Origin of the sequence: Enterobacter sp. FUJ80071 (assembly GCF_038739915.1) — a bacterium.
In the GTDB taxonomy this organism is placed as follows: Bacteria; Pseudomonadota; Gammaproteobacteria; order Enterobacterales; family Enterobacteriaceae; genus Enterobacter; species Enterobacter kobei.
The window spans coordinates 372,851-391,219 of record NZ_JBBXKH010000001.1; the positions used below are offsets into that span (position 1 = coordinate 372,851).

Below are 18,369 nucleotides of genomic sequence, written 5' to 3' on the forward strand. Positions count from 1 at the left end.
ATTAACAAGTTGATATTGAATTGTTGTATTTTGGTAACGCCTAAAAAGAAAAAAGGCACGTCACAAGTGACGTGCCTTTAAAAGCCTAGCCTGAACGGTTACTGTTCGCTTTCATCGGTATATCGTTTCGCTTTATATGCCGGGTGCATCAGGTTCTGGGCGGAGAAGATATCGTCCAACTCAGCCTCGGTCAACAGTCCGCGCTCCAGCACCACTTCACGCACGCTCTTACCGGTTTCGGCACAAATCTTACCGACAATGTCACCGTTATGGTGACCGATGAACGGGTTGAGGTAGGTGACGATCCCGATAGAGTTGTAAACGTAGCCTTCACACACTTCTTTATTTGCGGTAATGCCGTTAATGCATTTTTCCAGCAGGTTGTAGCAGGCGTTAGTCAGGATGTGGATAGATTCGAACATCGCCTGGCCAATCACGGGCTCCATTACGTTCAGCTGCAGCTGACCGGCCTCGGAGGCCATCGTCACGGTAGTGTCGTTACCGATGACTTTGAAGCAAACCTGATTCACCACTTCTGGCACGACCGGGTTCACCTTAGCTGGCATGATGGACGAACCCGCCTGCAGCTCTGGCAGGTTGATTTCGTTCAGGCCAGCGCGCGGGCCGGAAGAGAGCAGGCGCAGGTCATTACAGATTTTGGACAGTTTCACCGCCAGACGTTTCAGTGCGCTGTGTACCATCACGTACGCGCCGCAGTCGGAGGTGGCTTCAATCAGGTCTTCCGCAGGCACGACCGGCAGGTTGGACACTTCAGCCAGCTTCTGAACCGCCAGCTGCTGATAGCCATCCGGGGTGTTCAGACGCGTACCGATGGCGGTTGCGCCCAGGTTCACTTCCAGCAGCAGCTCAGAGGTGCGCAGCAGGTTTTTGGTCTCTTCATTCAGCAGCACGTTAAATGCGTGGAATTCCTGGCCCAGCGTCATTGGCACTGCGTCCTGTAACTGGGTACGACCCATTTTCAGGATATCCTGGAACTCAACCGCTTTACGCTGGAAGCCATCGCCCAGTTGGTTGATGGCGTCCACCAGTTTCACCACGGAGGCATACACCGCGATACGGAAGCCGGTTGGGTAGGCGTCGTTGGTGGACTGGCATTTGTTAACGTGGTCGTTCGGGTTCAGGTACTGGTATTCACCTTTCTGATGACCCATCAGCTCCAGGCCGATGTTTGCCAGTACTTCGTTGGTATTCATGTTGACGGAGGTACCCGCGCCGCCCTGATAGACGTCAACCGGGAACTGGTCCATGCATTTGCCGTTGTTCAGCACTTCATCGCAGGCAGCGATAATCGCATTTGCCGCGCTTTTAGGAATGGTTTGCAGCTCTTTGTTAGCCAGCGCTGCGGCTTTCTTCACCATCACCATGCCACGGACAAACTCAGGGATATCGCTGATTTTGCTGTTGCTGATGTAGAAGTTTTCAATCGCTCTCAGAGTGTGAACACCATAGTAGGCATCCGCTGGAACTTCCCTGGTACCCAACAAGTCTTCTTCGATACGAATGTTGTTTAACATGTGAACCTTCTTTTCAAGCTGCCGATGGATTGTACTAAACACACAGTATATATGTGGTTTTGAATATTTTCTGACCGACGATTATTCCCTCAATCAGCCAGATGCTCGAGATCATATGCTGATGATAGCGAATTGCCGTAAGCTGGATCACTTATTATCGAGCCGATTCCATGATAATTATTAATCTGTGAAATGTGTCACCGCTTTAATATTTCCAGAAAAAATATCCGTGCAAACCGATTGAATTTTCGCTAACTGCCACCATTTCATACAAACGCGCGTCGCGAACACATTCAGACAGGGGCCTGACGGCACCTGCCCTACAGGAGATGCCAGTGCGCTGGATACCATTTATTGCTTTCTTTCTCTATGTTTACATTGAGATTTCCATTTTTATCCAGGTTGCCCATGTACTGGGCGTCCTGCTGACGCTGGTTCTGGTGATTTTCACCTCCGTCATCGGCATGTCGCTGGTGCGTAACCAGGGTTTCAAAAATTTCCTGATAATGCAGCAGAAGATGGCTGCAGGCGAAAGCCCGGCAGAAGAGATGATCAAAAGCGTGTCGCTGATTATCGCGGGTCTGCTGCTTATTCTGCCTGGCTTCTTTACCGACTTTCTCGGCCTTTTGCTGCTTCTGCCGCCAGTGCAAAAACACCTGACCATGAAGCTGCTGCCGCATCTGCGTTTTAGCCGTATGCCGGGCGGTGGCTTCAGTACGGGCCCGGGCGATACGTTTGAAGGGGAGTATCAGCGTAAGGATGAACAGCACGACCGTTTAGACCACAAAGACGATCGGTGATTTTTATGCCCGGTGGCGCATCGCTCACCGGGCCTGCGGGTTTTGCCGCTTCGGTAAAAACAGCCACAGCCCTGCCAGCATGACGATGGCATACACACTCTTCCATCCCACCATTGCCAGCAACAGCAGGCAAAGCACACCCCCAACGACCGCCAGTGCTTTATAGCGGCCTTCCAGCAGACGACAGCCCGCCAGCATGCACAGCAGATAGATCATAATGAAAATGCCGTTGGCGTAGACGATCAGGGCATCCAGATTGATTTTCAGTACGTAAATACCCAGCGTACTCAACACGCAGCAGCCCAGCACGGTATTCAGTGCATTCACCGGAAGTTGACGTTTGGACAACTGCGCAAGACGGCTTTCAGGATTATAAAGCGCCTGCGACCACACCAGACGGGCAAAGCTCTGGATATAAATATTCAGGCTGGCAAAACAGGCGAGATAGCCAATCATACACGCGACCCACAGCGCTTTTACGCCAAACAGCTGTACCACTATGCCAGGCAGTGACGCGGCAGCCGCTTTATCCGCACCGAATGCGTTGAAGTGCAATACCAGCACGGTGCAGGCCCAGTAAACTGTTCCTGCCAGCAGCAGGCCAATCATCAGCGCGCGCGGAAAATCGCGCTCAGGCTGCTTAAATTCAGAGGCCAGATGGGCGAACGCTTCGAGACCCACAAAACACCAGAACATAACGGCAAGGGCGGCGAAAAGCTGTGAATGGTCAATGTTTGTCGCTGCCGGGAAGGGAATGTCCTTAATTGTGATATCGCCCGCCCACCAGACAGCCGCGACGAGCGCAACAATCAGTACCGCAACCAGCGTCTGCAGGTTTGCACTTGAGCTGGCGCCGCGTGAGCCCACCCACCAGACAATGGCCAGCGTACCCAGTTCAGCCAGCAGGAGCTGCTCGTTATGCCAGCCAAACAGCGCCTGTCCAAAGCCGGTTGCAATATGCAATGCCGCAGGAAGACCCACCGGGATCACCGAGAGAAACAGCCAGCCGGTAACACGCTTCAGTCGCGGGCCAAACGCCAGCCCGACAAAGTGCGCCACACCGCCTGCGTCAGGGAAGTGCCGCCCGAGGATGGCAAACACAATGGCTATCGGAAACACCAGCACAATCAGCACCGGCCACGCCCACAGGCTGTTATTGCCTGCTACCAGCGCCGCCAGTGCGGGTACGGCAAATACGCCCGTACCTAACAAGGAGGTTGAGAGCAGGCCAACGCCCTGCGCCAGTCCCAACTCCTGTTTAAGTCCACTCATTGACATCGTCCTGCCAATACCAAAAGAGAGGGGATGGTAACACTTTCGCAAAATTTTTTTTCAACTCCCCCTTGAAGGGGGAAAAAGCTATCCCCATCTCTCAGGGCACTAGTCGGAAAACCGCATGCGGGCCGGCGTCATCCATAACTGATAATGACTTTCTCAAAGGAGAGCTATCAATGAGTATTCGTCCGTTACATGATCGTGTGATCGTCAAACGTAAAGAAGTTGAAACCAAGTCTGCTGGCGGCATCGTTCTGACCGGTTCTGCTGCAGCCAAATCAACGCGTGGCGAAATCATCGCTGTCGGTAAGGGCCGCATCCTGGAAAACGGAACTGTGCAGCCGCTGGACGTTAAAGTTGGTGACATCGTAATTTTCAACGATGGCTACGGCGTGAAATCCGAGAAGATCGACAATGAAGAAGTGTTGATCATGTCCGAGAGCGACATTCTGGCAATTGTTGAAGCGTAATTTACGCACGAGAATTTGAGGAAATAAGAACATGGCAGCTAAAGACGTAAAATTCGGTAACGACGCTCGTGTAAAAATGCTCCGCGGCGTAAACGTACTGGCCGATGCAGTTAAAGTGACCCTGGGCCCGAAAGGCCGTAACGTAGTGCTGGATAAATCCTTCGGCGCGCCAACCATCACCAAAGATGGTGTTTCTGTAGCACGTGAAATCGAACTGGAAGACAAGTTCGAAAACATGGGTGCTCAGATGGTGAAAGAAGTTGCCTCTAAAGCGAACGATGCTGCAGGTGACGGTACCACCACCGCGACCGTACTGGCGCAGGCTATCATCACTGAAGGTCTGAAAGCCGTTGCTGCGGGCATGAACCCAATGGATCTGAAACGTGGTATCGACAAAGCTGTCGCTTCCGCTGTTGAAGAGCTGAAAGCGCTGTCCGTACCGTGCTCTGACTCCAAAGCCATTGCTCAGGTAGGTACCATCTCCGCTAACTCCGACGAAACCGTAGGTAAACTGATCGCTGAAGCGATGGACAAAGTCGGTAAAGAAGGCGTTATCACCGTTGAAGACGGTACCGGTCTGGAAGACGAACTGGACGTGGTTGAAGGTATGCAGTTCGACCGCGGCTACCTGTCCCCATACTTCATCAACAAGCCAGAGACTGGCGCTGTTGAGCTGGAAAGCCCGTTCATCCTGCTGGCTGACAAGAAAATCTCCAACATCCGCGAAATGCTGCCAGTGCTGGAAGCCGTTGCGAAAGCAGGCAAACCGCTGGTTATCATCGCTGAAGACGTTGAAGGCGAAGCGCTGGCGACCCTGGTGGTTAACACCATGCGTGGCATCGTGAAAGTGGCTGCGGTTAAAGCACCTGGCTTCGGCGATCGTCGTAAAGCGATGCTGCAGGATATCGCAACCCTGACTGGCGGTACCGTTATCTCCGAAGAGATCGGTATGGAGCTGGAAAAAGCGACCCTGGAAGACCTGGGCCAGGCAAAACGCGTTGTGATCAACAAAGACACCACCACCATCATCGACGGTGTGGGTGAAGAAGCCGCTATTCAGGGCCGTGTTGGTCAGATCCGTAAGCAGATCGAAGAAGCAACCTCTGATTACGACCGTGAAAAACTGCAGGAGCGCGTAGCGAAACTGGCAGGCGGTGTCGCCGTTATCAAAGTCGGTGCTGCGACCGAAGTTGAAATGAAAGAGAAAAAAGCGCGCGTTGACGATGCCCTGCACGCGACCCGTGCTGCGGTAGAAGAAGGCGTGGTTGCTGGTGGTGGCGTTGCGCTGGTGCGTGTTGCCGCTAAACTGGCTGGCCTGACTGCACAGAACGAAGACCAGAACGTGGGTATCAAAGTTGCGCTGCGCGCAATGGAAGCGCCTCTGCGTCAGATCGTTTCTAACGCCGGTGAAGAGCCATCTGTGGTTGCGAACAACGTGAAAGCGGGCGAAGGTAACTACGGTTACAACGCGGCAACTGAAGAATACGGCAACATGATCGACTTCGGTATTCTGGACCCAACTAAAGTTACCCGTTCTGCTCTGCAGTATGCGGCATCTGTAGCTGGCCTGATGATCACCACCGAGTGCATGGTTACTGATATGCCTAAAGGCGACGCGCCTGACTTAGGTGCTGCTGGTATGGGCGGCATGGGTGGTATGGGCGGCATGATGTAATCATGTTGTTCTGAACCTCTCAGAACGAACCCCGGGCAGCGATGCCCGGGGTTTTTTATTGCCTGTCCAGCTGCTACTCAAAGGTGCCTTTCACGCACACAACACCTTCGCGCACCATCTGGCGGCCTTTCGCCCAGACCTCGTGGATTTTTAGATCGTCCGTCAACACCAGGAAATCGGCATCGCATCCGGGCGCGATCCGTCCTTTATGCTCCAGCCCGAGAAACTCCGCCACATTACGCGTAAATGGCAGAAGCGCCTCCTCCAGCGGCAGGTGATAGCGGCTGACCAACTGCTGTAGGGTTTCCGGAAGGGATTCGAATCCTGCCACGCCAATACCTACCAGATTGCCATTTGCGTCAAAATTCGGTTGGCTACCGTTACCGTCCGAGCTGAGCGTGAGACGGTTAAACGGCACCTGCGCTTCGCGGGCTGTCGCAATGGCGGTGGCGGCATCAATGGGTTCGCTGATGCTGGTGGTGATATCGATATAACCCCCTTCGCGAGCATAGTTTAGCGCGGCGAGGAAAAGCGCCTCGCCGCGGTTAACGTGGGTTGGCATCAGCTTCGTGCGGGGAACGTCGGCGCTATTCAGAATGTTAAGGAGCGGCTCCAGCAGCTTCGGGCTGTTGCCGAGGTGAAAAACGGAGATACCCGCTTTGGCACCCAATAGCCCGCCGACGCGTGACTGGGCGGCCATACTGGCGAGCCGATCGTCCGCTGGCGCGGAAGAGCGATGATCGGAAATCGCGCATTTTACACCAATGATTTTGTCGATCAGCGCCACATCTTTTTCAATACTGCCGGTAATCGTCGGAGAAGGCAGTCCGTACGCGCCCGTCAGCATCCACGCGCTGATCCCTTCATGCTCAAGCGCGCGTGTTTTTGCCAGCAGTGATTCAGGGTGTCGGGTGACGCCGTCGGTGCCCAGCAGGCCAACCACGGAGGTGATACCTGCTGCTACCAGCGCAGACAGCCGCACCTCCGGCGTGCGGGTGTGGGGCCCCGCTTCACCGCCGCCACCGATGAGATGCACGTGCTGATCGATAAATCCCGGGCAAATCACCGCTCCGGCGAGATCGGTTTCAGGACACGCCATCCGCGTTGTTGCATGCCCCGCTTTTTCGATCGCAACAATTTTTCCCCCAGCGATCAGCAGATCGCAATGTCCCCGATCCTCCGGGGCGTAGAGATGTGCGTTGCGGAAAAGATGGGGTTCCAGCACTGAAAAATCCATTTTTATCTCCTCAGAAGAGTAGCTGCATCACCCACATTGAGAGCAGGGCGTTAATGACGCAAACCGTAATAATGTGCGGGTAATATTTCGGATTTACGCCTGCGGTACCCAGGCAGCGGCCGGTATTTTGCACCGGATTGCCCATCAAATAGATGGCGGGCAGCAGGATGGTGGCATCGTGACCGTTGAGTGAGCCGGCGGCGACCAGACTGGCGCAGACCCCCACGCCGCCGCCCATACTCATCACCGAGGCCAGAAGGACCGTTGCCGCCGCGCCCGGAAGCCCCCAGAGCGCCATGACGGGCTCGCAAACATTGCCCACGATATCCAGCAGGCCCGTCACCTTCAGCGCCTGAATAATGACAAATGCCATGACCACGTTTGGCAGCAGGCTGGTGGTCGCGATGGTAAAGCCGCGGCGGGCACCATCAATAAACATGTCCATGATATTTTTACGCGGCTGGGCGATCATTTTTTTCCTCCTGAATACGATGATCTTCCATACGGGCGATCCACAGTCGCAGGAAGTTAGCGCCAACAAATTTGAATACCAGAATGACGGCCAGCGGCGCGATCACCGGGACGGTAATAAACGTGAAAAGCGCGGCGCCGGAAGAAAAATAGTTGGTAATAATGGCGCTTCCGCTGGTCTGGAAGGTAGCGAAAATGGCGCGTTCATGGTCGGTAATTGCTCCGTCGTCGGTCAGCTCTTTGGTCATACCTGCCGCCGCATCGGTGTTTTGCAGGTTGGCGATAAGGGCCAGAGAGCAGATCCCCGGCACGCCAAGCAGCGGACGCAAAATAGGCGTCATCAGCTGTTGTGCGGCACGCAGTCCGCCCAGGCCTTCGGTGACGGCAATGATCCCGAGCGATAAAATGACCGAGGGCGCCAGTTCAAGGGCAAATAAAAACCCGTCTTTCGCCCCCGTTCCGCCCGTGCCGCGAAACGTCAGGGCGCCGTTGACCGGTCCAAAGCTACCGTTTAAGACGGTAAAGTCCAGCACGCGCCACCATTCAGTACTTTTGGCGAAAAAACCGGAGAAAAATACGATGGTGAGTACAAACGCCAGATAGCCTACCCATGTCACTTTTTCCTCTCCTGAGGATGATGCACTCATGAAACCCCCTTTTTCATTGCGTACAAAAGTTGTACGTCGCACCACTACATACGATCGAGGGCTAAAACACGATATCCCAAAGGCTATTATCAGAATTCATTTAAGATGTCGGAGGAGTGCCTGGCGGAATCTGGCTCGCAGAAATGCTCGGCATTTTTCTTTTGGTCATCTTTTAGGTATAAGATTTAGACACGGACAACTACTGTCCAGCTTATTGAAAACGAGGAATAACATGCGCGTAAAAGTCTGTGCAGGGATTGTAGGGGCAGCATTGCTGCTGGCGGGTTGTAGCTCCAGCAATGAGCTGTCGGCGGCGGGCCAGGGTGTTCGCTTTGTGGAAGATAAGCCGGGTAGCGAATGCCAGCTGTTAGGCACGGCCACGGGCGAGCAAAGCAACTGGATGTCGGGACAGCATGGTGAAGAGGGCGGCTCTATGCGCGGTGCGGCGAATGCCCTGCGTAACCAGGCTGCGGCAATGGGCGGCAATGTGATTTACGGCGTGAGTAGCCCAACGCAGGGAATGCTCTCCAGCTTCGTGCCAACCGCCAGCCAGATGAGCGGCCAGGTCTACAAGTGCCCGAACTGAGTTAACGCGGTGATGGCGCTGCGCCCGGACCCTGTAGGGCAGGTAAGCGTAGCGCCACCTGCCTTTTAGTGCTGCCGCAGCTGCAAATCCAGCGGCGTCTTACTTGGCTCTCCGCCAATTTCGCGCGCCAGCTTGGGTACCATATAACCTGAAACCAGCGTTAACAGCTCGCGCATAATCTGTCGGGCTTCTTCATCGGTCACCATGAAGTGCGCCGCACCCTGCACGCGATCCAGCACATGCAGGTAATAGGGCAAGACACCCGCATCAAACAGGGCGTTGCTGAGGTCGGCCAGCACACGGGCGCTATCATTTACCCCACGCAGCAGCACGCTCTGGTTTAGTAGCGTGACCCCCACTTTACGCAGGCGCGCCATGGCCGCGCGAAATGCATCGTCAATTTCATTCGCGTGGTTAATATGGTTCACCAGCAGCACCTGCAAGCGGGATTGCGCCAGGCGCGACACCAGTCCGTCAGTAATGCGTGCCGGAATGACAATCGGTAAACGGCTGTGAATACGCAGACGTTTGATGTGCGGGATGGCCTCAAGCTGGGTTAATAGCCAGTCCAGCTCATGATCTTTTGCCATCAGCGGGTCACCGCCGGAAAAAATAATCTCATCCAGCTCTGAATGGGCGGCGATATAGTCCAGCGCGACCTGCCAGTTGCGCTTATTTCCCTGGTTTTCGGCGTAAGGGAAGTGCCGACGGAAGCAATAACGGCAATTTACCGCGCAGCCGCCTTTGACCAGCAGCAGGGCGCGGTTGAGATACTTATGCAGTAAACCCGGTACCACACTGTTCTGCTCTTCCAGGGGATCGGTGCTGTACCCTGGTGCAGTAATGAACTCATCCTGCAAGGTAATGGTTTGTTTTAAAAGCGGATCGTCAGGATTGCCTTTCTCCATGCGCGCAACAAACGCGCGTGGAACGCGCAGGGCGAAAAGGCGCTTTGCCTCGCGGCCCGCAAGCAACTCTGGGTGCTGATCGAGGTCTAAAAGACGCAGCAATTCATCAGGACTGGTGATTACATCGGCAAGTTGCGATAACCAATCTTCTCTGGACGGGGTGTTTAGGGTTACAATATGCGCCATTTTGTGGCTTAGCTACCAGTTAACAAATTTAGAGGGCCTTATGGCAACGTACTATAGCAACGATTTTCGTGCTGGTCTTAAAATCATGATGGACGGCGAACCGTACGCGGTTGAAGCCAGCGAATTCGTTAAACCAGGTAAAGGCCAGGCATTCGCACGCGTTAAGCTGCGCCGCCTGCTGACCGGTACCCGCGTTGAGAAAACTTTCAAGTCTACCGACTCCGCTGAAGGCGCAGATGTTGTGGATATGAACCTGACTTACCTGTACAACGACGGTGAGTTCTGGCACTTCATGAACAACGAAACCTTCGAGCAGCTGTCTGCTGACGCGAAAGCGATTGGCGATAGCGAAAAATGGCTGCTGGATCAGGCTGAGTGCATCGTGACCCTGTGGAACGGTCAGCCTATCGCTGTTACTCCACCAAACTTTGTTGAGCTGGAAATCGTTGAAACCGATCCAGGTCTGAAAGGTGACACTGCCGGTACTGGCGGTAAACCAGCGACGCTGTCTACCGGTGCTGTGGTTAAAGTGCCACTGTTCGTACAGACTGGCGAAGTGATCAAAGTGGATACCCGCTCCGGCGAATACGTATCACGCGTGAAGTAATAGTCAGGGCGCAGCGCCCGCTGCGCCTGATTTTTGCAGGCAGGGATGATGAAACGTACCGTTAAAATTCTGCTTCTGTTAGCGCTCTCCAGTGCATTGCTTTCCGGCTGTAACACCACGCGCGGCATGGGGGAAGATATCCAGGATCTTGGGCATATCATTTCTCACGCGGCCAGCTAAGCTCGTCTAATTTTCCGAAAAATGCTTCCTTGTCCGTCAATCGGCGGGATCTTGTCTATTCTTAAGTTGCTATACACAAAACAACTTTGGCTATAAAAGGAAGATATTATGGTTAAGAAGACAATTGCAGCGATCTTTTCAGTCCTGGTACTTTCTTCAGTATTAACTGCCTGTAATACCACGCGTGGCGTTGGTCAGGATATTTCTGAAGGTGGTAGTGCAATCTCTGGTGCGGCAACAAAAGCACAGCAGTAATTAATTAACGGTACGGAACCAGAAGGGTTTCGTACCGTCAGTTTTCTGTACCCTGCGGAGATAAAAACGGGGAAAAGCGCGTGTCCATATGCAGCTTCATGCGGATATTTCGCTTGTAGGTATATACCGTTTTCCCATTGATACTCAGGTGAGCGGCAATTTTTTGATTGCTTGCGCCGTCCATCCACATTGTCAGCACTTTCTCCTCCTGGCGGGTCAGCAACGGCGTGGCCACTGTTGGTCTGTGCGTGTCTGAGCCCGAAATTAACGCTTCATTAATAACCGTGGCGAGTTCCTCAAGACGGGCATTTTTCATGAGTGAAGACCAGACCGGGAAGTTCTCCAGCCAGGCCGTCATGTCTCTGTCCTCTCCCGATTGCAACATAATAAAGGGGAGTTTTTCGCTGGCATTCAGTAAGGAAGAGAATTGCTGGAAATGGGGAGTATCCTGCCTGAAACCATGCAGGTCAGCGATAACCAGTGAGGGTTTCCATTGCAGAATGTGCTCTCTGGCGAGGAAAAGATTGTTCAGCCCGGTCACAACGTAATGTCCCGGGAATAAACCGGAATGATTGAGCCATGCTTCAAACCCCGCGCGGGTAAAGTGACAACGGTCAATCAAAAGTATTTTGAACATATTTTATTCGCAGTCGGCTAGTGGTTTGGCTTCCTGCCATCAGAAAGCACATCATCATAGAGAAGTCCGATGAGTAATAAATGCCTGAACTGCGCGCCTTACTGCGGCTATTTCTGGCCTTAAGGGGGTCAGCAGAAAATGATTGAAAAAAAATCGCACGTTAACCAAAATATGAGGCGTTATCTGCCTTGCGGGACGACCCGTAAGCGCTTTCTTCATCGGGGACGGCCCCAACTTATTTAAGTTAAGGAGCCTGAGATGTCCTGGATTATTCTTTTTATTGCCGGCCTGCTCGAAGTAGTATGGGCGATTGGTCTTAAGTACACCCACGGTTTTACCCGCCTGACGCCCAGCGTCATTACCGTTTCTGCGATGATTGTGAGTATTGTTCTGCTCTCATGGGCGATGCGTTCCCTGCCCGTGGGAACAGCCTATGCTGTCTGGACGGGGATTGGTGCCGTGGGGGCTGCAATTACCGGCATTCTGTTGCTGGGTGAGTCAGCGAGCCTGGCGCGTATCGCCAGCCTCGCCCTGATTGTGGCCGGTATCATTGGACTGAAGCTCAGCACCCATTAGTGGGGCTGTTTAACCCAGATGAGTTTCGACACATCAAACCCTTGCCGGGTCGCGACATCCAGCATCTGCTGTTTCATCTCCGACGAAATGGTTGGCGTGCGGGAAAGTATCCACAGATAGTTGCGATCCGGCCCGCAGACCAGTGCGTGACGGTACTCTCTGTCGAGCGCTATCACGTTATAGCCGCCATAGAAGGGGCCAATGAAAGAGACTTTGAGCGCGGCCCGTTGCGGGTCGCCGGTGAAGTATGCTTTCCCGACAGACTGCTGCCACATCTGCCGATCGGGGTTATAGCCCCGGTTGATAACCTGAATACCCCCATCCTTCATCGTGCTGTAATGTGCAGTCACCTTCTCTAAACCCTGTTCGAACCGATGGTCGAGGCGGGCGATTTCATACCATGTTCCGAGAAAGCGTTGTGCGTCAAAAGGCGTGACGACAGTGACACCAGGAGGTGGGGTAGGGGAACTGCAGGCAACCACTAAAAACGCGGCTGTCACCGCGGCGATAACAGGCAGAATGCGCATAGGAGTTTCCTTACTGTTTTTTGTTAAGTGTAGATGACAGCAGGGAAAATGCGGGAATTTTGCAGGCCGGGTGGGCATCAGCGCCACCCGGCAAGGTTTTACTGCAGAGCGCTCAGAATACGGTATGCCGCTTCCACGCGCGCCGGGTTCGGATAGCTCTTGTTCGCCAGCATAACAATGCCGAGTTCCTTCTCAGGAATAAATGCGACATAGCTGCCGAATCCACCCGTCGAGCCTGTTTTATGTACCCATGATGCTTTTACTGGCGGAGCTGGAGGGTTCACTTCTGCCACCGGTAACGGTGCAAGAGCCACCTTGTTATCGCTGCCCTCCACGACGGTTTTGGCTTCTACCGGCCAGTTGAGCATCTCCCAGCCCAGACCCTGATACATGGCACCCACGCGCCAGTAGCGAGACTGTGCCAGGGCAATACCCTGTTTCAACGTTGAATCCGGAAGGGCGGCAGGGTTCATGTTGGCCTTCACCCAGCTCGCCATATCCTGGACGTTGGTTTTGACACCATACGCTTCGGCATCCAACATTCCCGGTGAAACGTGGACCGTTTTACCATCACGGTATCCCCAGGCGTAATGCGCCTCGTCTTCTTTCGGAACGTCAATCCATGTATGGTCCAGTTTGAGCGGCTTGAAGACCCGCTTCGTCATGGCCTGTTCAAAGCTCATACCGGAGGGTTTAACCGCGAGGGCGCCAAAAAGCCCGATGCTGGCGTTCGCATAAAGACGCGTTGTGCCTGGTTTCCACTGCGGTTGCCAGTCTTGATAGAAACGCAGCAGGGAGGCGTTATCCGTGACCTCATCCGGCACCTGTAGCGGCAGGCCACCCGCGGTGTAGGTCGCCAGATCTAACATGCGAATACCCTGCCACTGCTTGCCTGTTAGCTCGGGCCAGTACTTTGTCACGGGGTCGCCCAGCGATATTTCTCCGCGCGCAATCGCATCGCCACCTAATACGCCGGTGAAGGTTTTACTTATAGAGCCCAGCTCAAACAGGGTTTGCGGGGTGACAGGTTTGTTCGCCGCAACATCGGCCTTTCCGAAGGTAAAGTAGTGCGGATGACCCTGATAAATCACCGCCACCGCCATGCCCGGAATGGCTTGCGCCTTCATCAGGGGGGTAACGGTACGTTCCACCACGTCAGACAGCTGTTTCTCTGACATCGGTGCGGCGAGAACAGAGCAGGAGGTGCTGAGCAGCAGGGCGCAGCAAAGAGATTTTGTCTTCATCAGTTATCTTCCGTAATAGCGGTTCAAGGGAGTGTCCGGGCCCGTCAGACCTCAGTAGTCTGTTGGATTTGACTGTGGCTGACAAACGGTTAAATTTAGCATTAGCTGTTAATTTTTCTAACGGATGTAATGATGACCCGCAGCTATCTCCCGCTTAATTCGCTTCGCGCTTTCGAAGCGGCCGCCAGACACCTCAGTTTTACGCATGCCGCGATAGAGCTGAACGTGACCCACTCTGCTATCAGCCAGCACGTTAAAGCGCTGGAGCAGCATCTGAATTGTCAGCTGTTTGTCCGCGTTTCGCGCGGGCTGATGCTGACCACGGAAGGTGAAAACTTGCTGCCGGTGTTGAATGATTCATTCGATCGGATCGCCGGAATGCTGGATCGCTTTGCCAGTCATCGCGCCCAGGAGAAGCTAAAAGTGGGTGTGGTCGGCACCTTCGCTACCGGTGTTTTATTCTCGCAGCTCGCGGACTTTCGTCGCTGCTATCCGCATATCGATCTTCATCTTTCGACCCATAACAACCGCGTCGATCCCGCGGCGGAAGGGCTGGATTATACGATTCGATACGGTGGCGGGGCGTGGCACGGCACCGAAGCGCAGTTCCTGTGTTCTGCACCGCTGTCCCCGCTTTGCTCGCCCGATATTGCTCTCGGGCTCCAGTCTCCGGCCGACATTCTGAAGTTTACCCTGCTGCGCTCCTACCGACGCGACGAATGGTCGGCGTGGATGCAGGCGGCAGGTGAACATCCCCCGTCACCCACGCATCGGGTGATGGTCTTTGATTCGTCCGTGACCATGCTGGAAGCCGCGCAGGCAGGTGTGGGCATCGCCATAGCACCTGTGGATATGTTTACCCATCTGCTCAATAGCGAGCGTATCGTGCAGCCGTTTGCCACCCGGATTGACCTGGGAAGTTACTGGCTCACACGATTACAGTCGAGGGCTGAAACCCCCGCAATGCATGAGTTTGCTCAATGGCTGGTGGGAAAAATGCAGAAATAAAAGGCCCGCCGGAGGGCGGGCCAGATGTATCAGATAGTGACCACGGCAATCAGCGTCACCACGGTCAGGATGGTCGCCAGACCGTAGAACACCCATTTACCGCTCGGTACATGGATTTTCAGGTCATGCATCGCATGGTGAATACGGTGCAGGCCACACCACAGCGGCAGGACGATCATTAGGAAGATGAATACCCGACCAATAAAGCTGCTCGCAAACGCCAGCACGCGTTCGTAGCTCAGCGCATCGCCCGGGAATAACCCCAGCGGCAGCATAATCCCAACCAGCAGAATGATCACTGGCGCGATGATGGCGCTCCACATGCCGCCTGCGCCAAACAGGCCCCAGAAGACTGGCTCGTCTGAACGTTTTGGATTTGGATTAATCACAGTCGTCTCCTTACCAGAACAGTGCGACAAACAGAATGACCACAGTGACCAGGATCGTCACTCCCCATAGCCCTTTAATCACCGGCTCTGGCCCCATTTTCTCGCCTTTTACGATGATGTTTGCCGCTTTTGGCGCCAGTTCAAACCAGGTTTTGGTATGAAGCAGCGCTGCCGCGAGCACGATCAGGTTCAGAATTACAATGATGGGGTTTTGCAGAAAACCGACAAAGTTCGCCCAGGTTTCCGGCCCGTGCTTGAGGGCAAAAACGCCATACATCAGCTCAAGGCTGAACCAGACCGCCGGTACCGCCGTGCCTTCACGTAGCATGTAGAAGCGATAAAACGGCAGGTTTTTCCACCAGGTGGACGGCACTGGCCGCACATAGGCTTTGCGTTTAGTCGTCATCATGCACTCCTTAGCGTGGTTTCAGGGTAGCGATAAGAAAGTCTTTCGAGCTTTCCACTTTACCCTGCTGAATTGCGGCGGCCGGGTCGACATGCTTCGGACAGACTTCGGAGCAATAACCCACAAAGGTACAGGTCCAGACGCCGTTCTGGCTGTTAAGCTGCGCCATGCGTTCTTTTTTACCGTGGTCGCGGCTGTCTTCGTTATAGCGGTGCGCCAGGGTAATGGCGGCCGGGCCGATGAACTCAGGGTTCAGGCCAAACTGGGGACAAGCGGCGTAGCACAGGCCGCAGTTGATGCAGCCGGAGAACTGATGGTATTTCGCCATCTGCGCTGGCGTCTGGGTATTGGGTCCCTGATCCGGAGTACGCGGGTTGCCAATGATGTACGGCTTAATCGCTTCCAGACTTTCGATAAAGTGCGTCATATCGACCACCAGATCGCGCTCGATTGGGAAATTACCCAATGCTTCAACCTTGATGCCTTTGGTGTAATCGCGCAGGAAGGTTTTGCATGCCAGCTTCGGCACTTTGTTGACCATCATGCCGCAGGAGCCGCAGATTGCCATGCGGCAGGACCAGCGGTAGCTCAGGTCAGGTGCCAGGTTATCTTTGATATAGCCGAGCGCATCCAGCAGGGAGGTTTGCTCGTCATAAGGCACTTCATAGAAAGCGCTGTGGGGGGCGGTATCCACTTCCGGATTGTAGCGCACCACTTCAACTTTCAGTTTTTGCATCTCAGCCATTCGCCTTCTCCTTCTTCTCGGCGGCTTCTGCTTCTGCGCCGTACACGCGTTTAGCCGGCGGCAGCGTGGTGATTTTCACGTCGCTGTAGTCCAGGCGCGTTGTGCCATCCGCATCGCGCCAGGCGAGAGTGTGTTTAAGGAAATTGACGTCGTCACGTTCGGTGCAGCCTTCGTCCAGACGCTGGTGCGCCCCACGCGACTCTTTACGCGCCAGCGCAGAGTGCGCCATACATTCCGCGACGTTCAGGCCGTGGCCCAGCTCAATGGTATAGAGCAGGTCGGTATTGAAGACGCTGGAGGTGTCGGTAATGCGCACGCGCTTGAAGCGCTCCTGCAGCTCCGCCAGCTTGTCGACGGTTTTCTGCATCAGCTCAGGGGTACGGTAGATACCGCAGCCTTCTTCCATCGACAGACCCATTTCATCGCGGATCTTCGACCAGTTCTCGTTACCTTCCTGGTTCACCAGGTCTTTCAGGCGTTTTTCAACGTCTGCGACCTGCGCATCCAGCGCGGCACCGTTAGCTTCGCCTGCGGTTGCGGCACGCTCCATTGCGCGTTCGCCCGCCATGCGGCCAAAGACCACCAGCTCTGCCAGCGAGTTAGATCCCAGACGGTTGGCGCCGTGCAGACCCACAGAGGAACATTCGCCCACCGCAAACAGGCCCTGAATGCGGGTTTCGCACTGCTGATCGGTTTCGATACCGCCCATGGTGTAGTGTGCAGTTGGGCGAACCGGAATCGGCTCTTTCACCGGGTCGACGCCCACATAGGCTTTCGCCAGCTCACAGATAAACGGCAGACGTTCCAGCAGTTTCTTCTCGCCCAGGTGACGCAGGTCAAGGTAAACCACGTCGCCGCGCGGCGTTGAGATGGTGTTGCCTTTGCGCCACTCGTGCCAGAAGGCCTGAGAAACTTTGTCGCGCGGGCCGAGTTCCATGTATTTGTTCTTCGGCTCACCAAGCGGCGTTTCCGGACCCATACCGTAATCCTGCAGATAGCGGTAGCCGTTTTTGTTGACCAGAATACCGCCTTCACCGCGGCAGCCTTCCGTCATCAAAATGCCGGACCCTGGCAGACCGGTTGGGTGATACTGCACAAACTCCATATCACGCAGCGGCACGCCGTGGCTGAGCGCCATGCCCATTCCGTCACCGGTAACGATGCCGCCGTTGGTGTTGTAGCGGTACACGCGTCCCGCGCCGCCCGTTGCCATCACCACCGCGTTAGCGCGGATCTGAACGAGCGTGCCTTCCATCATGTTCATTGCCACCAGGCCGCGCGCATGCCCGTCATCAACCAGGATATCGAGGACGAAATGTTCATCAAAGCGCTGAATTTGTGGGAACTGAAGGGAGGTCTGGAACAGGGTATGCAACATGTGGAAGCCGGTCTTATCGGCGGCGAACCAGGTGCGTTCAATCTTCATTCCGCCGAAGCGGCGGACGTTGACGCTGCCGTCCGGACGGCGGCTCCACGGGCATCCCCACTGCTCAAGCTGGGTCATCTCCGTTGGACAATGGTGGACAAAGTAGTCAACGACATCCTGTTCGCAAAGCCAGTCGCCCCCTGCAACCGTGTCGTGGAAATGGTATTCAAAGCTGTCATGATCCTGCGCAACGGCGGCGGACCCTCCTTCTGCGGCAACCGTGTGGCTGCGCATCGGATAGACTTTTGAAATCAGTGCGATTTTAGCGTTTGGATTAGCCTGCGCTGCAGCAATCGCAGCACGTAATCCAGCCCCGCCAGCGCCAATTACGGCAAGATCGGCTTGAAAAGTTTGCACGACATTCCTCCAGATTTTTGTTATTTCGCAACGCGACAAACTAAAGGTAGTTCACCCGCCCAAAGGGACGATTGCGAAAGCGTTTCCACTGCTCCTTTATGGGTAAAAGAGTATAACCGTGTAGATGTCAGGGAAATTTGACGTGTTCGATTTTTTTGCTGTTCTGTGCGGTGATTTATCATGGTGATTGATGAATTACGTCACGAAATAATCAACCTAAAT

Annotated in this window: 22 protein-coding genes; 9 read left to right on the top strand and 13 right to left on the bottom strand. The window is 54.5% G+C overall.

All coding sequences use genetic code 11. The features are described 5' to 3' along the window. Window positions 1–98: 98 nt before the first annotated feature. Complete coding sequence (gene aspA / locus AAER43_RS01730; protein WP_003855923.1) at window positions 99–1,535, bottom strand: aspartate ammonia-lyase; 1,437 nt, start codon at window positions 1,533–1,535, stop codon at window positions 99–101. Between the two features lie 335 nt (window positions 1,536–1,870). Here aspA and AAER43_RS01735 point away from each other — a divergent pair, with 335 nt between their 5' ends. Then, window positions 1,871–2,335: an FxsA family protein gene (locus AAER43_RS01735; protein ID WP_014882199.1), complete on the top strand. Its 465-nt coding sequence runs from the start codon at window positions 1,871–1,873 to the stop codon at window positions 2,333–2,335. A 24-nt stretch (window positions 2,336–2,359) separates the two neighbouring features. On the opposite strand, the gene yjeH is transcribed toward AAER43_RS01735, so the two are convergent. Continuing rightward, window positions 2,360–3,607 (bottom strand): L-methionine/branched-chain amino acid transporter, encoded by a 1,248-nt coding sequence (gene yjeH, locus AAER43_RS01740; protein ID WP_032637712.1) that lies wholly within the window; start codon window positions 3,605–3,607, stop codon window positions 2,360–2,362. A gap of 179 nt (window positions 3,608–3,786) precedes the next feature. Between yjeH and AAER43_RS01745 the strand changes: the two genes are divergently transcribed. Then, complete coding sequence (locus AAER43_RS01745; RefSeq protein WP_003855929.1) at window positions 3,787–4,080, top strand: co-chaperone GroES; 294 nt, start codon at window positions 3,787–3,789, stop codon at window positions 4,078–4,080. A gap of 31 nt (window positions 4,081–4,111) precedes the next feature. After that, window positions 4,112–5,755: a chaperonin GroEL gene (gene groL / locus AAER43_RS01750; protein ID WP_014882201.1), complete on the top strand. Its 1,644-nt coding sequence runs from the start codon at window positions 4,112–4,114 to the stop codon at window positions 5,753–5,755. A 73-nt stretch (window positions 5,756–5,828) separates the two neighbouring features. On the opposite strand, the gene iadA is transcribed toward groL, so the two are convergent. From iadA to AAER43_RS01765, 3 genes are read right to left on the bottom strand one after another with little or no spacing between them, the layout of a single operon-like run. Then, complete coding sequence (gene iadA / locus AAER43_RS01755; protein WP_057057661.1) at window positions 5,829–6,992, bottom strand: beta-aspartyl-peptidase; 1,164 nt, start codon at window positions 6,990–6,992, stop codon at window positions 5,829–5,831. 10 nt (window positions 6,993–7,002) lie between these two features. Continuing rightward, a complete protein-coding gene (locus AAER43_RS01760) occupies window positions 7,003–7,464 on the bottom strand; it encodes a YjiG family protein (RefSeq protein ID WP_014882203.1) in 462 nt (153 codons plus the stop codon). Continuing rightward, window positions 7,445–8,110 (bottom strand): nucleoside recognition domain-containing protein, encoded by a 666-nt coding sequence (locus tag AAER43_RS01765; RefSeq protein WP_023331837.1) that lies wholly within the window; start codon window positions 8,108–8,110, stop codon window positions 7,445–7,447. Before AAER43_RS01765 ends, AAER43_RS01760 begins: the two co-directional genes overlap by 20 nt. Window positions 8,111–8,342: 232 nt before the next feature. On the opposite strand from AAER43_RS01765, the gene AAER43_RS01770 reads away from it, so the two are divergent. Further along, window positions 8,343–8,696, top strand: coding sequence for a DUF4156 domain-containing protein (locus tag AAER43_RS01770; RefSeq protein ID WP_014882205.1), 354 nt, complete (start codon window positions 8,343–8,345; stop codon window positions 8,694–8,696). Between the two features lie 65 nt (window positions 8,697–8,761). Here the strand turns inward: AAER43_RS01770 and epmB are convergent, their stop codons facing one another. Beyond that, window positions 8,762–9,790: an EF-P beta-lysylation protein EpmB gene (gene epmB, locus AAER43_RS01775; protein WP_023338937.1), complete on the bottom strand. Its 1,029-nt coding sequence runs from the start codon at window positions 9,788–9,790 to the stop codon at window positions 8,762–8,764. 40 nt (window positions 9,791–9,830) lie between these two features. On the opposite strand from epmB, the gene efp reads away from it, so the two are divergent. From efp to ecnB, 3 genes are all read left to right on the top strand, one after another. Beyond that, complete coding sequence (gene efp / locus AAER43_RS01780; RefSeq protein ID WP_014882207.1) at window positions 9,831–10,397, top strand: elongation factor P; 567 nt, start codon at window positions 9,831–9,833, stop codon at window positions 10,395–10,397. 48 nt (window positions 10,398–10,445) lie between these two features. Continuing rightward, the gene (locus AAER43_RS01785) at window positions 10,446–10,577 is read left to right on the top strand and encodes an entericidin A/B family lipoprotein (RefSeq protein ID WP_013095266.1); all 132 of its coding nucleotides are present in this window, start codon (window positions 10,446–10,448) and stop codon (window positions 10,575–10,577) included. Between the two features lie 108 nt (window positions 10,578–10,685). Next, complete coding sequence (ecnB, locus tag AAER43_RS01790) at window positions 10,686–10,832, top strand: lipoprotein toxin entericidin B (protein WP_003025482.1); 147 nt, start codon at window positions 10,686–10,688, stop codon at window positions 10,830–10,832. Between the two features lie 37 nt (window positions 10,833–10,869). Here ecnB and AAER43_RS01795 read toward each other — a convergent pair whose 3' ends face one another. After that, a complete protein-coding gene (locus tag AAER43_RS01795; protein ID WP_023331840.1) occupies window positions 10,870–11,469 on the bottom strand; it encodes a LuxR C-terminal-related transcriptional regulator in 600 nt (199 codons plus the stop codon). Between the two features lie 258 nt (window positions 11,470–11,727). Here AAER43_RS01795 and sugE point away from each other — a divergent pair, with 258 nt between their 5' ends. After that, window positions 11,728–12,045 carry a quaternary ammonium compound efflux SMR transporter SugE gene (gene sugE / locus AAER43_RS01800; protein WP_014882209.1) on the top strand — a complete coding sequence of 106 codons (318 nt, stop codon included), beginning with the start codon at window positions 11,728–11,730 and terminating at the stop codon, window positions 12,043–12,045. On the opposite strand, the gene AAER43_RS01805 is transcribed toward sugE, so the two are convergent. Together AAER43_RS01805 and AAER43_RS01810 are read right to left on the bottom strand one after the other, a co-directional pair. Then, a complete protein-coding gene (locus AAER43_RS01805; RefSeq protein ID WP_050861788.1) occupies window positions 12,042–12,572 on the bottom strand; it encodes a lipocalin family protein in 531 nt (176 codons plus the stop codon). The genes sugE and AAER43_RS01805 overlap by 4 nt on opposite strands. Window positions 12,573–12,670: 98 nt before the next feature. Beyond that, complete coding sequence (locus AAER43_RS01810) at window positions 12,671–13,816, bottom strand: cephalosporin-hydrolyzing class C beta-lactamase ACT-64 (RefSeq protein ID WP_050861789.1); 1,146 nt, start codon at window positions 13,814–13,816, stop codon at window positions 12,671–12,673. 132 nt (window positions 13,817–13,948) lie between these two features. Here AAER43_RS01810 and ampR point away from each other — a divergent pair, with 132 nt between their 5' ends. Next, on the top strand, window positions 13,949–14,824 hold the full coding sequence (gene ampR / locus AAER43_RS01815; RefSeq protein WP_014882212.1) for a LysR family transcriptional regulator AmpR: 876 nt from the start codon (window positions 13,949–13,951) through the stop codon (window positions 14,822–14,824). 29 nt (window positions 14,825–14,853) lie between these two features. Here the strand turns inward: ampR and frdD are convergent, their stop codons facing one another. From frdD to frdA, 4 genes are read right to left on the bottom strand one after another with little or no spacing between them, the layout of a single operon-like run. Beyond that, window positions 14,854–15,213: a fumarate reductase subunit FrdD gene (gene frdD, locus AAER43_RS01820; protein WP_000609653.1), complete on the bottom strand. Its 360-nt coding sequence runs from the start codon at window positions 15,211–15,213 to the stop codon at window positions 14,854–14,856. A 10-nt stretch (window positions 15,214–15,223) separates the two neighbouring features. Further along, window positions 15,224–15,619 (bottom strand): fumarate reductase subunit FrdC, encoded by a 396-nt coding sequence (frdC, locus tag AAER43_RS01825; RefSeq protein WP_014882213.1) that lies wholly within the window; start codon window positions 15,617–15,619, stop codon window positions 15,224–15,226. Between the two features lie 10 nt (window positions 15,620–15,629). Continuing rightward, complete coding sequence (gene frdB / locus AAER43_RS01830) at window positions 15,630–16,364, bottom strand: fumarate reductase iron-sulfur protein (protein WP_014882214.1); 735 nt, start codon at window positions 16,362–16,364, stop codon at window positions 15,630–15,632. After that, window positions 16,357–18,147, bottom strand: a complete 1,791-nt coding sequence (gene frdA / locus AAER43_RS01835; RefSeq protein WP_014882215.1) for a fumarate reductase (quinol) flavoprotein subunit — start codon at window positions 18,145–18,147, stop codon at window positions 16,357–16,359. The genes frdB and frdA overlap by 8 nt, the downstream gene beginning before the upstream one ends. Between the last annotated feature and the right edge of the window lie 222 nt (window positions 18,148–18,369).